Annotated in this window: 12 protein-coding genes and 1 pseudogene; 7 read left to right on the forward strand and 6 right to left on the reverse strand. The window is 69.3% G+C overall.

Annotation, left to right across the window (positions count from 1 at the left end; genetic code table 11):
• Nucleotides 1–169: 169 nt before the first annotated feature.
• The 3 genes from AB0B82_RS18875 to AB0B82_RS18885 are packed head-to-tail and all read right to left on the reverse strand — an operon-like array spanning nucleotide 170 to nucleotide 3,209.
• A complete protein-coding gene (locus AB0B82_RS18875; protein WP_360169586.1) occupies nucleotides 170–997 on the reverse strand; it encodes a carbohydrate ABC transporter permease in 828 nt (275 codons plus the stop codon).
• Nucleotides 994–1,926 carry a sugar ABC transporter permease gene (locus AB0B82_RS18880; protein WP_360169589.1) on the reverse strand — a complete coding sequence of 311 codons (933 nt, stop codon included), beginning with the start codon at nucleotides 1,924–1,926 and terminating at the stop codon, nucleotides 994–996. Before AB0B82_RS18880 ends, AB0B82_RS18875 begins: the two co-directional genes overlap by 4 nt.
• Nucleotides 1,923–3,209, reverse strand: a complete 1,287-nt coding sequence (locus tag AB0B82_RS18885) for an extracellular solute-binding protein (RefSeq protein ID WP_360169592.1) — start codon at nucleotides 3,207–3,209, stop codon at nucleotides 1,923–1,925. The genes AB0B82_RS18880 and AB0B82_RS18885 overlap by 4 nt, the downstream gene beginning before the upstream one ends.
• 278 nt (nucleotides 3,210–3,487) lie before the next feature.
• Between AB0B82_RS18885 and AB0B82_RS18890 the strand changes: the two genes are divergently transcribed.
• Both AB0B82_RS18890 and AB0B82_RS18895 read left to right on the forward strand, forming a co-directional pair.
• Nucleotides 3,488–4,204 (forward strand): hypothetical protein, encoded by a 717-nt coding sequence (locus AB0B82_RS18890; protein ID WP_360169595.1) that lies wholly within the window; start codon nucleotides 3,488–3,490, stop codon nucleotides 4,202–4,204.
• A 131-nt stretch (nucleotides 4,205–4,335) separates the two neighbouring features.
• On the forward strand, nucleotides 4,336–5,049 hold the full coding sequence (locus tag AB0B82_RS18895; protein WP_360169598.1) for a hypothetical protein: 714 nt from the start codon (nucleotides 4,336–4,338) through the stop codon (nucleotides 5,047–5,049).
• A 206-nt stretch (nucleotides 5,050–5,255) separates the two neighbouring features.
• On the opposite strand, the gene AB0B82_RS18900 is transcribed toward AB0B82_RS18895, so the two are convergent.
• The gene (locus tag AB0B82_RS18900; RefSeq protein WP_360169601.1) at nucleotides 5,256–6,944 is read right to left on the reverse strand and encodes a serine/threonine-protein kinase; all 1,689 of its coding nucleotides are present in this window, start codon (nucleotides 6,942–6,944) and stop codon (nucleotides 5,256–5,258) included.
• A 62-nt stretch (nucleotides 6,945–7,006) separates the two neighbouring features.
• On the opposite strand from AB0B82_RS18900, the gene AB0B82_RS18905 reads away from it, so the two are divergent.
• The 5 genes and pseudogenes from AB0B82_RS18905 to ptsP all read left to right on the forward strand — a co-directional run bounded on the left by AB0B82_RS18905 (nucleotide 7,007) and on the right by ptsP (nucleotide 11,601).
• A complete protein-coding gene (locus AB0B82_RS18905) occupies nucleotides 7,007–7,567 on the forward strand; it encodes a sigma-70 family RNA polymerase sigma factor (RefSeq protein WP_360169604.1) in 561 nt (186 codons plus the stop codon).
• A 73-nt stretch (nucleotides 7,568–7,640) separates the two neighbouring features.
• Entirely contained in the window at nucleotides 7,641–8,645 is a 1,005-nt protein-coding gene (dhaK, locus tag AB0B82_RS18910) for a dihydroxyacetone kinase subunit DhaK (RefSeq protein WP_360169607.1), read from the forward strand.
• 2 nt (nucleotides 8,646–8,647) lie between these two features.
• Entirely contained in the window at nucleotides 8,648–9,268 is a 621-nt protein-coding gene (gene dhaL / locus AB0B82_RS18915) for a dihydroxyacetone kinase subunit DhaL (protein WP_360169756.1), read from the forward strand.
• Nucleotides 9,265–9,645, forward strand: a pseudogene (gene dhaM, locus AB0B82_RS18920) (dihydroxyacetone kinase phosphoryl donor subunit DhaM); the annotation flags it as partial. The gene dhaL and the pseudogene dhaM, both read left to right, overlap by 4 nt.
• Nucleotides 9,643–11,601 (forward strand): phosphoenolpyruvate--protein phosphotransferase, encoded by a 1,959-nt coding sequence (gene ptsP / locus AB0B82_RS18925; protein ID WP_360169759.1) that lies wholly within the window; start codon nucleotides 9,643–9,645, stop codon nucleotides 11,599–11,601. The pseudogene dhaM and the gene ptsP, both read left to right, overlap by 3 nt.
• On the opposite strand, the gene AB0B82_RS18930 is transcribed toward ptsP, so the two are convergent.
• Both AB0B82_RS18930 and AB0B82_RS18935 read right to left on the reverse strand, forming a co-directional pair.
• Nucleotides 11,580–12,236, reverse strand: coding sequence for a hypothetical protein (locus tag AB0B82_RS18930; RefSeq protein ID WP_360169610.1), 657 nt, complete (start codon nucleotides 12,234–12,236; stop codon nucleotides 11,580–11,582). The genes ptsP and AB0B82_RS18930 overlap by 22 nt on opposite strands.
• A complete protein-coding gene (locus AB0B82_RS18935; protein WP_360169613.1) occupies nucleotides 12,233–12,775 on the reverse strand; it encodes a GNAT family N-acetyltransferase in 543 nt (180 codons plus the stop codon). Before AB0B82_RS18935 ends, AB0B82_RS18930 begins: the two co-directional genes overlap by 4 nt.
• Between the last annotated feature and the right edge of the window lie 14 nt (nucleotides 12,776–12,789).

Here is a 12,789-nt window from a genome sequence, read left to right on the forward strand (position 1 = left end):
GTTGTGGGTTCCCAACCCTTCACACGGGTCAGGAACCCACAACACCGTGGGTGAACCCACCGTGCGGGACACGACCGGCGCGCCGGTCGCTGCGTGCATGAGATGTTCGATGCGCCGGCGCTGCACGCCTGGGGTGGTCGGCGCGTTTGGGGTGGGTCTGCCGGGCGGGTCAGCCTTTGAGGCCGGAGGCGAAGCCTCGGATGACGTAGCGCTGGAGGACGAGGAAGAGGAGGAGGATCGGGAGCGCGGCGAGGACCAGGCCGGCGGCGACCAGGCCGTAGTTCGAGGTGTATTCGTTGACGAACGCGAAGACCCGGACCGGGACGGTTTCCCGGCCGGAGCCGCCGAGGTACAGCAGCGGGGTGAAGAAGTCGTTCCAGATGTGGACGGCGTTGAGGATCAGGACGGTACCGGTGATCGGCCGCAGCAGCGGGAAGATCACGTGCGCGAACGCCTGCAGATGCGAGGCTCCGTCGATCAGCGCCGCGTTGGTGTAGTCGGCCGGCAGCGAGCGGATGAACCCGGTGTAGAGGAAGACCGTGAACGGCAACTGGATGCCGGTGTAGAACAGGATCATCCCCTGGTACGTGCCGAGCAGCCCGAGGTCGTTGACCAACTGGTAGAGCGGGATCATCCCGAGCTGGAACGGCAGGATGATGCCGACCAGGAACAGGATGTAGAGCGTGTAGCTCAAGCGCGTTGCCGTCCGGGCCAGGAAGTACGCCGCGAGTGAGCCGAGCACGATCAGCACCAGCACACTGCTCACGGTGATCAGCGTGCTGTTCAGCAAGGCCGAACCGAGTGACGCCGACTGCCAGGCCGCGCCGAAGCTGCCGATCGACGGCGGATCCGGCAGCGACAGCGGTTTGTTCGCGATCTGGCCGGGATCCTTGAAAGCCAGCGTCACCAGTGCGTAGACGGGGAACAGGAACGCGATCGCGACGGCCACCATCACGATCTCGAGCGCGAAGGTGCGGGGCGAGTACTTGTTCTTCATGCCGTCGTCTCCCGCGATCGCAGGTACCCGATCTGGATGAAGGACACCGCCGCGACGAAGATCGCCAGGACCAGGGCGACCGCGGTGCTGTACCCGAACTTGCCGAAGACGAAGGCCTGTTTGTACAGGACGGTCGACAGCGTGTCGGTCGCGTACCCCGGGCCGCCGTTCGTCATCGAGATGATCTGGGTGAACAGCGTCAGGCCGCCGACCGTGGACAGCATCAGGTTGATCGTCACGGCCGGCGCGAGCAGCGGCCAGGTGATGTGCCGGAACCGGGCGACGGTCCCCGCGCCGTCCACCATCGCCGACTCGTGCAGCTCGGCCGGTACTCCTTCCAGCCCGGCCAGGAAGATGACCATCGAATACCCGGCGCATTGCCAGATCACGGTGAAGGCCACCGACCACAAGGCCAGCGACGGGTTGCCCAACCAGTCCTGGCGCAGCCCGCCGAGCCCGATCGCGCCGAGCGCCGCGTTCAGCCCGGCGTCGGGCGCCGGGTTGTACACGTACTTCCACAGGAACGAGACCATCACCGGGCTGACCACGACGGGCGCGAAGAAGATCACCCGGAGCGCCATCCGGCTCTTGATCCCGGTGTGTACGCCGAGCGCGAGCAGCAAGCCGATCGCGTTCTGCACCACGACGATCGCCACCGTGAGGAAAAGCGTGTTCCGCAGCGCGCCGAGGGCCTGGTCGTCACGGAACAACTGCTGGAAGTTTTCCAGCCCGACGAACGACCGCTGCGCCCCGACGCCGGACCAGTCGGTGAAGGCCGATCCGGCGCCGGAAAACGCTGGATACAAGACAACCAGCAGATAAACGAGTAGCGCGGGCACCGCGAACAACCACGGCGGACCGATCCCGCTCCGCCGGCGGCGCGACGTCCGGACCGCGTCGCGCCGTACCGCCTGGGCCGTGACCGTCATGCGCTCTTCCGGTAGGCCTCGTCCATCTTCTTCAGGGCGTTCGGAACCGTCGTTTTCCCGCCGAGCAGTTCCTGGACGACCGCGAAGTGGGTCGGCTGTACTTCGGCGTTCGGCCAGCGCTGGTCCATGAACGGGACCGCCTTGTCGTCACTGAGGTACGGCAGGAACGGCTTCAGCACCGGGTCGACCTTCGCGTCGCCGTCGGAGTACAGCGGTACGCACGCGACCGCTTCGGCCCACGCGTTGACGACGTCGGGCTGACCGCAGTACTCGAGGAACTTCTTCGCCTGCTCGGCCTGCTTGCTCTTCACGTTCAGACCGATGCCGACCACCACACCACCCGGAATCCAGTTGTCGGCGGCAACATCCGTGGCCGGGAACGGGAACATCCCGAGGTCGTTCGGCGCCGGGGCCGCCTTCCGGAAGGCCTGCAGGACGGCCGACACCTGGACCGCCATCGCGGCCTTGCCGGTGCCGACCATCGAGGTGGCCTGTTCGTAGGTGGTGCCGTTCGGGTTGTCGTTGAAGAACCCCTTCTTCTGCAGCTCGAGGTACTTCTCCATCGCCTCGGCCCAGCCGGAGTCGGCGAACGACGCGTTGCCGGCGGTCATCTTGTCGTCGAAGTCCGGCGTCTTCGCGTAGACGGTGCCCGGGACGAGCGCGTAGTCGATCAGCTGCGTGACCCACGGCGTCTGGGCGCCGAGCGCGATCGGCACAATGCCCTTGCTCTTCAGCTTCTCGCACGCCGACAGCAACTCCGACCACGTCGTCGGTACGTCGACGCCCGCGGTGCCGAACGCCTTCTTGTTGTAGATCACGCCGAGCACACTGGTCCCGGGCGAGAAGATGAACGTCTTGCCGTCGTTCTGGAACGCGCCCTTGAAACCCGCCGGGATCTTCTGCGTCCAGGACTGGTCGCTGAGGTCGGTGAGCAGGTTCGCCTTGCTCAGCTGGACCATCGACATCGCGCTGCCGTTGCCCGGGTAGACCGCATGCAGGTCCGGCGCGTTGCCGGCCGCGAGCTGCGCGCGGAGCGCGGTCTGCAACTGGTCGGCGGGCGAGAACGAGAGGTTGAAGTCGAACCCGGCGTTCGCCTTCTTGTAGTCGTCCAGCGCTTTCCGCAGACCGGCCTCCTGGCTGCCGGCGCCGATGATCTTCAGGGTGCCGCCGGACGACGAGCCGCTGCCGTTGCCCCCGCCGCACGCGGCGAGCGCGCCACCCAGGGTCGCGGCGCCGGTCAGTTGCAGGAGCCGCCTTCGGCTGATGGACCGATCGAGTGCCATGGGTTCCTCCTGAGCGCCGTCGTACCGGCCAAGAATGTGAAGTAACCGAAAGATCGTGTTACTTTTGTCACGCGGGACGCTACGTACGGCCCGGGAGGGTGTCAAGACCTCGTTGAAAGGATTCAGTCGGCACCGGTGTGAAAAGGCCTCCACCGGCGTTTTGGGCGGGTGGCCACGCCGCCTGAGAAGATGGGCGACGTGCCCGTGACCGCGTTCTCGTATCCGGCCGGCGCGACGTCGTTCGGACCGACCGCGCCCGTGTCGGGGCGGGTGCGCGCGTGAGAAAAGTCGTAGCGGCCGGCCTGTTGCTGCTGGCCCTGGCGCTCGGCGTGGGCGGTGGCTACGCAGCCGGTGACTACCTGGATCGCCCGACTGCCGCCGGCACGGCCGCGCCGCTCGGCGAGGTCTCGCCGTCGCCGACCCCGTCGCCCTCGGAGCCCTCACTGCCGGTGAAGACGCCGGTCCCGAGCAACGTCGAACCGCTCAATACCGGCTTGGAGTACACCACTCACAGCGTCACCGTGACTCCGAAGGGCGCCGCGCCGGTGCGGCTGGCGGTCGAGACGCCGCAGGGCTGGCGGCTGGCACCGCGCGATCCGGAACGCCCCGCCGAGTTCAAGTATCTCGACAAACTGCGGGAACGCGGCGTGCGGGTCGAAGCGGTTGAACCCGCGGTCCGGACGCCCGCCGACGAACTGGCCAAACTCGTCGTCGACCTCAAGAAGAGCGTGCCGGCCGAGGACGGCCTGCGCATCATCAGCCAGACCAGCGACGAGCAGATCCTCGGCGACGACGGCCGGCCGCGCTCGGTCGCCACGCTGATCTACACCTATATTCCGGGCGAGACCCTGCGGTACGTCGTCGTGCGGTGGATCGCGGTCAACGACAACCCGTTCGCCACGATCGAGATGAGCATCACCGGCTTGCCGCAGGACGCCACCGGCCTCGACGAGGTCCTCCTGCACGCCACGCAGTCGGCCCGCGTGGTCGGCTGAGGCACCGGTCCGGAGTACCCGTGCGCTCACTTTCACGGAATCGTTACAAGTCCGCAGCAACTTGTCCGGGGGGTCAGGGTGTCTTCTCTTAGGGAGATCTGGGGTCTCAGGGACATCCGGGGAGGTGAGGCATGGCGGGGACGGTGACCAGGCGCACGATGCTCGGCGCCGGCCTGCTCGCTCTGGCGGGGGTCGGCGGCGCGGGCGGGTACGGCGTTGGCCTGTTCCTCACCAAGGAGCCGAGCGTCGCCGGGACAGCCGCGCCGCTGGCGGTCAACCTCCCGGCCTCGTCGGCCACGCCCACTCCCACACCGCCGCTGCGCAAGGTCACGCACGACGACTCGCCCGCGCTGCGAGCCGACGACCTGCGATACGCGACGCGGAGCTTCACCGTGAGCGACCAGCTCAAGTCACGGATCACGGTCCGGGTCCCGGCGGACTGGGCGTACACGAAGCAGACCCCGCCGAAGAGCGGCCGGTTCACCGACCGCACCAAGAAGCGCTGGATCCGGATCGAGGCCGGCTTTCCGATCACCCGGCCGCCCGCGGAATCGATGGCGCTGCGCGAGCAGCAGCTCGCCGCGGTGTCACCGAGCCAGATGGTGAAGATCCTGTCGAGCGACGTGGACGACAGGTCCGCGACGCTGACCTACTCCTACGTCCCGGACGAGGAGCTCTCGCCGCGCGGCATCCTGCGGTACGTCATCGTCCGCTGGGTCGCCGACGACAGCGGCAACTGCGCCGTCGAGATGAGCTCCACCGGCCTCCCGCAGGACAAGGACGCCCTGCTCGACGTCCTCGACCGCGCCACCAGCACCATCGAACGCCACGACAGCGAGCTCTAGCCCGCCGGTCGTGCCCCGGTAGCCGGCCGGCGGCTGGTCGGACCGTGCTGGTCGGACCGTGGTGGCCGGACTGTGGTGGGTCAGTCGACGGGCCAGATGGTGCGGAAGATGGTGGAACGGAGCCGGTAGAACCGGCGCCGGGTGGACTCGATCAGCGCCGGCGACGGCCGGAACCGTTCGGTCGGAAAACGCATGGGGACACCTGCTCAGTCGTTGTACTTCACCGTGTCCGCGATCGCGGCGGCACGGGCCGGATCCGATCCAGGGACAACCACCTGAACCAGCAACGAGCCCTCGGCCCCGTAATCGACGACCCGTTGGAGCAGCACGATATCCGCACCGAAGCAATCCGTGGAAATCCGCTCCGTAAAGATGCGATCACCGGACGTGTTGATGCTCGGCGCCCCCGGGACAGCACAGTTCTGGCCGGCCGGCACTGCCAGCTTCGTCTTGGACACCCCGACGAACACACCCGGCGTCCGCCCCGACCAGCCGACGTCCCTGCTGACCCGGAACGCCGGGGCGGCCGCGTCGCTGCCCGGCGCTGTCCAGACAGAGCTGGCCATCGACCGCGCCCAGTACCGCGGCAACTCCACCTGGAACCCGTCTCGACCGACGGCAACCACCGTGCGGCCCGACAGGTACCAGTGAGCGGCATAGCCGGCGCCACCGCCAAGTAGGAGGGCCAGCGCGGCCGCGACGAGCCACCGCCCGCGCCGCCGCTTCCGTGGCGCCACAACCGAAGCAGTCTCCGCTGCAGTACTACCCGCCGCCGCAGTACCACCGGCCGCACCACCTGCAGCGACACCACCCGCAGCGGTACTACCCGACGCCACACCGCTCACCGCCGAGTTGCCCCCGGCCGCATCGCCCGCCGTACCACCAGCAGCTGCACCAGCCGCGGTACTACCCGCTGCTCCACTGCCCAACGCCCTACTGCCCGCCTGCGTCGCGATGGCCGATGCAGCGTCCGTGACGAGAGTCGGCTGGTTCTCGTCGCTGAGGGCCGTCTTCGCGTCCAGGTCGGCGCCGGCAGTACGGGCCGTCGCCGTCTCGCGGGCAGCGACCGAGAAGCTGTGGGTGGTCTCGTCGAGCGCTCCGACCAGCTGCTTGGTGAAGGTCTGGACGTCCGGCCAGCGCTTCTCGCGGTCGGGGTCCAGGGCGCGGACGATCGCGGCGTCGACCTGTTCGGGCAGCTCGAACCCGAGCGAACTCGGCGGCGGTGCCACTTCCACCCGGCTCGCGGCGCCCAGGCCGTCCACCTGGTGCGGCGAGCGACCGGTGAGAGCGGCGTACGCGACGGCGCCGAGCGAGTACTGGTCGGCGCGCTGGTCGAGCCGCTCCCCCAGCGCTTGCTCAGGAGCGACGTACGACGGGGTGCCGCCGGGCATCGTGATGCGGGAGACCTCGTCGAGGGACTTTCCCAGCCCGAGGTCGGACAGCACCGCCCGCTCGCCGTCGTCGGTGCTGCGGAACAGGACGTTGGCCGGTTTCACGTCGCGGTGCAGCAGGCCGCGCCGGTGCAGCGCCTGGAGTCCGCGACCGACCTGGACGACCACGTCGACGGCCGCAGGCAGGGGCAACGGCTCCTTCTTCAGGCGGTCGGCCAGCGTGCCGCGGTCGGCGTACGTGAGCACCAGGAACGGGCGGCCGTCCTCGAGTTCGCCGACGTCGTGCACCTGGACGACGTGCTCGGACTCCACCCGGCGCAGGAACCGCCCCTCCTCGAGGAAGCGTTTCCGGACCGAGTCGTCGTGCCCCCAGTTGTCCGCGAGCACCTTGATCGCCACTTCGGCGTCGAGTTGCTCGTCGTACGCCAGCCACACGGTCGCGAAACCACCCGCGCCCAGGCGTCGGCGCACGGCGTAGCGACCGAGTCTGGTTGGGACCCCCATACAGGGCATTATGGGTCATTGGAGTGTCCTCATCCGGGGGGCGCAGGACAGCAAAGGCGCAGATGAGCGAAAGCACGAGTCCGGCCGACGACCTCGCCACCCTCGCGGAGCAGGCCCAGGCGGGCGACAAGAACGCGATGGACGACCTGCTCAGGCAGGTGTATCCGCGCGTCCTGCGGATCTGCCGCAGCGTCCTGCCGTACTCCGCCGACGCCGAGGACGCGGCCCAGGAAGCGCTGCTGAACATCGCCACCAAGATCAACACCTACTCCGGCCGGAGCAGTTTCTCGACCTGGGTGCACTCCGTCGCGGCGAACTCCGCCCGCTCGACGTACCGCAAGCTGAAGCGCGCCGCCCAGGCCGCGCACAACCCGGAGAGCATGGAGAAGCCGGATCCGCGCACCACCAGCGTGATCGCCGGCACCCGCCTGGACCTCCTGGAAGCCCTCGAAACCCTCGAGCGCGATCGCCCGCAGATGGTCACCCCGCTGGTCCTGCGGGACGTCTACGGCTTGTCGTACGAGGAGATCGCGGCCGAGGTCGGCGCCCCGCTCGGGACGGTGAAGTCCCGGATCCACGACGCCCGCGAGGTCGTCCGCCCGCTGCTGCGTCCGAAGGACTGACCGCCCGCATCCTCCCGGTTACCGGCCGCGCAGGGGGGCTGCGCGGCGGGCCGAGGTGTGTTGCTATGGGTTCATGAAAAAGCTCATCAACGACCCTGGTGATGTTGTAGGTGAGGCGCTGCGGGGGATGGCGGCAGCACATCCGGACCGGTTGCGGGTGGACGTGGAGAATCGCATCGTCTACCGCAAGGATGCGCCGAAGGCCGGCAAAGTCGGAGTGATCTCCGGCGGCGGGTCTGGGCACGAACCGATGCACGGCGGTTTCGTCGGTCTCGGGATGCTGGACGCGGCCTGTGCGGGGGAGGTGTTCACCTCACCGGTGCCGGATCAGATGATGGCCGCGACCAAGGCCGTCGACGGCGGCGCCGGCGTGCTGCACATCGTGAAGAACTACACCGGCGACGTGATGAACTTCGAGATGGCCGCCGAACTGGCCGCCGCCGAGGCCGGGACCGAGGTGCTGTCGGTGGTGACGAACGACGACGTCGCCGTCCAGGACAGCCTGTACACGGCCGGCCGGCGCGGTGTCGGGGTGACGGTGCTGCTGGAGAAGATCGTCGGCGCGGCCGCCGAGGAGGGGCGTTCGCTGCAGGAGGTCGCGGACCTCGCCAAGCGGGTGAACGAGAACGGCCGCAGCATGGGGATGGCGTTGACGTCGTGCACGGTCCCGGCCGCGGGCAAGCCGACGTTCGAGCTGGCCGAGAACGAGATGGAGGTCGGGATCGGCATCCACGGCGAGCCCGGCCGGCAGCGGTTGCCGCTGGCCCCGGCCAAGGAGATCGCGCAGATGCTGGTCGACCCGGTGGTGTCCGATCTGCCGTACCAGCAGGGCGATGCGGTGATCGCGTTCGTCAACGGGATGGGCGGTACGCCGCTGATCGAGATGTACCTGATGTACAACGAGGTCGCCCAGCTGCTCGACCGGGCCGGGATCACCGTCGCCCGGTCGCTGGTCGGCAACTACATCACGTCGCTGGAGATGGCCGGCTGCTCGGTCACACTGCTGAAGGTGGACGACGAACTGGTGCGGCTGTGGGACGCTCCGGTGAACACTCCCGGTCTACGCTGGGGAGCGTGAGCATGGGAGTGGACTCCTTCGTCAACTGGCTGCGCGACTGCGCGACCGTTCTGCACGAGAACGCGGCGTACCTGACCGAGCTCGACTCGGCGATCGGCGACGCGGACCACGGCGCCAACATGGATCGCGGATTCCAGGCGATCGTGGCGCTGCTGGACGAGACGTCGTTCGAGACCGCCGACGACCTGTTCAAGAAGGCCGGCATGACGCTGGTGAGCAAGGTCGGCGGTGCGAGCGGTCCGTTGTACGGGACGTTCTTCCTGCGGTTCGGGACCGCGCTGGCGGGTGCCGAGGCGACGCCGGAGGCGATCGGGAAGGCCTTGCACGCGGGGGTCGAGGGCATCCTCGCCCGCGGCAAGGCCGAGCCCGGCGACAAGACGATGTACGACGCCTGGGCGCCGGCGCTGGAGGCGTACGACGGTGCGGTCGCGGGCGGAGCGGACCTCGGGGCGGCGCTGACCGCGGCGGCCGAGGCGGCGGCGAAGGGACGGGACGCGACGATCCCGCTGGTCGCGCGGAAGGGCCGTGCGAGCTACCTGGGTGAACGCAGCGCCGGGCACCAGGATCCCGGCGCGACCAGTACGACGCTGATTGTGGAGTCTGCTGCGCGCACACTCTCATGATCGGCATCGTGGTGGTGTCGCACAGCCGTGCGCTGGCCGATGCCGCGGTCGGGCTCGCGTCGGAGATGGTGGCCGAGGGCAAGCGACCGGTGATCGCGGTGGCGGCCGGTCTGGATGCGACGACGTTCGGGACCGACGCGATGGCGGTGTCGGAGGCGGTCACCGCCGCCGACAGTCCGGACGGCGTACTGGTGCTGCTCGACCTGGGCAGTGCGGTGCTGAGCGCCGAGATGGCGCTGGAGTTCGTCGATCCGGAGGTCGCGGCTCGGGTGCGGCTGTCCAGTGCTCCGCTGGTCGAGGGCCTGGTCGCGGCGGTAGTGACCGCGTCGACCGGCGCCCCGCTGGCGGCGGTTGCGGCCGAAGCGGAACGCGGCCTGGCCGGCAAGCAGGATCACCTCGGCGACTCGGCTCCTGAAGCGGTTCAGGTTGCGGCGGCCGATCGCACCGTCGAGGTTCTCGTCGGCAACGAACACGGCCTGCACGCGCGCCCTGCGGCTCGCTTGGTCGGGCTGGTGAACCGCTTCAATGCCGCCGTCACGCTCACCGATCTGGACACCGGCCGCGGGCCGGTGGACGCGGGCAGCCTGAGCATGGTCGCGACGCTGAACGCCCAGCAGGGCCACCGGCTGCGCGTCGGTGCCAGTGGCCCGCAGGCTGCCGAGGCCTTGGCAGCCGTCGAGCAACTGGCGGCCGAGAACTTCGGCGACGAACCGGCAGCCACGGCGGGTGTGGCGGCTTCGGCAGAGCCGGCAGAAGCGGCGGGTGGCTCCGGGCTGGACGTGGCGATCGGCCCGGCCGTGCCCGCCGGCGATGCGGTCGACCTGAGCGACTATGTTGCCGATGACAACGAGCTGGCTCGGCTCGACGACGCTCTCGCGGCGGCGCGCGACGAGCTTCGGGTACTGCGGGACACTACCGCCGACCACGGTGCGATCTTCGACGCCCACCTGGCGATGCTCGAGGACCGATTGCTGCTCGACGAGATCCGGGCGGCGATCTCGGCCGGGGCCTCGGCACCCGAGGCGTGGCAGCACTCGTACGACGCGTTGGCTGCGACCTTCGAGGGGCTCGACGACGCGTACCAGCGGGAGCGTGCGCAGGACGTCCGCGCCGTACGCGATCGGGTACTGCGTCGACTGGCCGGTGTCGCGTCCGAGGAAACGCCCACCGACGGCATCCTCGTCGTACCGGAGCTGGATGCGGCGACCACCGCCACGATCGATGCGACCCGGATCGCCGGGATCGCCGTTCGCGCGGCCGGGACGACCGGACATGGGGTGATCGTGGCGCGCTCGCGAGGCATCCCGTTGATCACCGGGATCGGAGACGTCGAGGTCACGCCGGGCATGCTGGTTGCCTTCGACGCGCGGACCGGGACCTTCGACGTCGCACCGGACGCCGAGCGGGTGGCGGCAACGATCACCGAGCGCCGCGCGGAGCGGGCACAGGCGCTCGCCGACGCGGAGCAGCCCGCCACCACGCGCGACGGCACGACGATCGACGTACTGGTGAATGTGGGCGTCGTCCAGGATGCCGTGGATGCGCGCGGGGCCGAAGGGTCCGGCCTGGTACGCACCGAAGTGCTGTTCGGCGATCGGCGGACAGCGCCGACGGTCGACGAGCAAGTGGCGACGTACCGCGAGATCGCGCGGGCGCTGGGCGGGAAGCCGATCACGATCCGGACCTGGGACATCGGCGGCGACAAGCCGTTGCCGTTCCTCCCACAGGCGCAGGAGGCGAACCCGTTCCTCGGTGAGCGCGGGCTCCGGGTGTTCCGGCGCCGTCCCGAACTGCTGCGCGATCAGCTGGAAGCAGTCCGTCGTACGGCGGCCGAGACGCCGGTGCACGTGATGTTCCCGATGGTGACGACCGCGGACGAGGTGGCCTGGGCGCTGGAGGAGCTCGGGCCGCGGGACGGGCTCGAGGTCGGCATCATGGTCGAGGTGCCGGCCGCGGCGCTGCGGGTGGCGACGCTCGCCCGCGACCTCGACTTCGTCAGCATCGGCACCAACGACCTCACGCAGTACACGACGGCGGCCGACCGCACCAACGCTGCCGTTGCGCCGCTCGCCGACGGTCTCGATCCCGCCGTACTGCAGTTGATCGACCACGTCGTCCGGTACTCCGGTGTCCGTGTCGCGGTCTGCGGTGATCTGGCCAGTGACCCGCAGTCCGCCGTACTGCTCGCGGCACTCGGTGTGCGCGAGCTGAGTGCGGTCGGACCGCAGGTGCCGCTCGTCAAGGCGCGGCTACGGCAGGCGGATCTCGGTCAGGTCGACACCGCCGCCGTACTGGCTGCGCGGGATGCCGATCAGGTGCGGGGCTTGCTGTAGTAGCGCAGCTCGACCAGGTTGAAGCCTGGTGTGCGCTCCTGCTTGGCCGGAAGCGTGTAGCTCGCGCCGGGCTCCAGGTACGTCACGTCGGGGCTGCTCTGGTCCAGGTCGACGACCAGCGCCGGGTAGGCACCGGTGTGCCAGGTGTACGACTCGCCCGCCTCCGGCGTGACGTGCTGGACGCGGACGTCGTCCTCGTCGACCACCACCTTGGCCGGGATCTCGCCGGCCTGTTCGAAGCCGGACTCGGCGGGGATGCCGGTGACCGCGAAGTACGGGTCGCCCGAGGCCTCCTCCCCCAGGTCGAGCAGCTCGATCAGGCGGTTCAGATACAGCGCGTCGCCGTCGTTGGTGAGCATGTGCACCGGGGAGACCGGACGGTAGACCGACCCGCCGACCGTCTCGCTCAGTTGGCGCGCCGGGCTGCCGTCCAGCCAGTCCATGTGGCACGGCGACGTCGACAGGCACAGCACGACGTACGGGTTGTGGTGCAGGTGCCAGCCCTGCGCCTCGCCGGGCTGCAGGGACACCTCCCAGACGCGGACGCGCGAGTTCTTCAGCAGGACGCGCGTCCCGATCTCGCCCAGGACGACCTCGGTGCCGTCAGGTGCGGTGACAGTGGTGCCGGCGGTCATGCGTTCTCCTCGATCGGTCGTTCCATCGCGACGCCGGCGAGCAGTGCGCCGTCCGGCATCGGTAGCTGCGCAGACTCCACCTCGGTGAAGCCGAAAGCCTTGTAGAGCGGCACTCCGGGCAGTGTGGACATCAGGGCGAGTTTTGTGAACCCTTCCGCGCGGGCTGCTTCGGTGCAGGCGGTCAGGATCGCACGGCCGAGTCCGCGCCGCGTCCAGTCCGCTCGGACGAACATCGCCCGGACACGGGCCGGTTCAGTTGCCGGGTCGAGCAGTCGCTCGTCCGCGCCCGCCGTACTCGCGTTGAACAGCTTGTTCCGCCGGCTCCACCCGCCGCAGGCAACGATCTCACCGTCGGCCTCCAGCACGTAGTAGGTGCCGTCGTCGATCAGCGCGGTGTCCAGCGTGGTGATGTGCTTGGCCGCACTCGCCGTCTGCGCGCTGTCGTAGTACGCCGGAAACTGAGCCTCCACAGCAACCCGAGCCAACTCGGCGATCGCCTCGCCGTCCCCGGGCTCCGCCAACCGCAGCACCGCCTCCATGCCGACAGGCTAGT

This window comes from Kribbella sp. NPDC048915 (assembly GCF_040649595.1).
Taxonomy (GTDB): Bacteria; Actinomycetota; Actinomycetes; order Propionibacteriales; family Kribbellaceae; genus Kribbella.

Bases quoted from the DNA above. Each gene is read 5' to 3' on its own strand.
- AB0B82_RS18875 (WP_360169586.1), bottom strand. From the start codon at position 997: ATGAAGAACAAGTACTCGCCCCGCACCTTCGCGCTCGAGATCGTGATG.
- AB0B82_RS18880 (WP_360169589.1), bottom strand. From the start codon at position 1,926: ATGACGGTCACGGCCCAGGCGGTACGGCGCGACGCGGTCCGGACGTCG.
- AB0B82_RS18885 (WP_360169592.1), bottom strand. From the start codon at position 3,209: ATGGCACTCGATCGGTCCATCAGCCGAAGGCGGCTCCTGCAACTGACC.
- AB0B82_RS18895 (WP_360169598.1), top strand. From the start codon at position 4,336: ATGGCGGGGACGGTGACCAGGCGCACGATGCTCGGCGCCGGCCTGCTC.
- AB0B82_RS18900 (WP_360169601.1), bottom strand. From the start codon at position 6,944: ATGGGGGTCCCAACCAGACTCGGTCGCTACGCCGTGCGCCGACGCCTG.
- AB0B82_RS18905 (WP_360169604.1), top strand. From the start codon at position 7,007: ATGAGCGAAAGCACGAGTCCGGCCGACGACCTCGCCACCCTCGCGGAG.
- dhaK (WP_360169607.1), top strand. From the start codon at position 7,641: ATGAAAAAGCTCATCAACGACCCTGGTGATGTTGTAGGTGAGGCGCTG.
- dhaL (WP_360169756.1), top strand. From the start codon at position 8,648: ATGGGAGTGGACTCCTTCGTCAACTGGCTGCGCGACTGCGCGACCGTT.
- AB0B82_RS18930 (WP_360169610.1), bottom strand. From the start codon at position 12,236: ATGACCGCCGGCACCACTGTCACCGCACCTGACGGCACCGAGGTCGTC.
- AB0B82_RS18935 (WP_360169613.1), bottom strand. From the start codon at position 12,775: ATGGAGGCGGTGCTGCGGTTGGCGGAGCCCGGGGACGGCGAGGCGATC.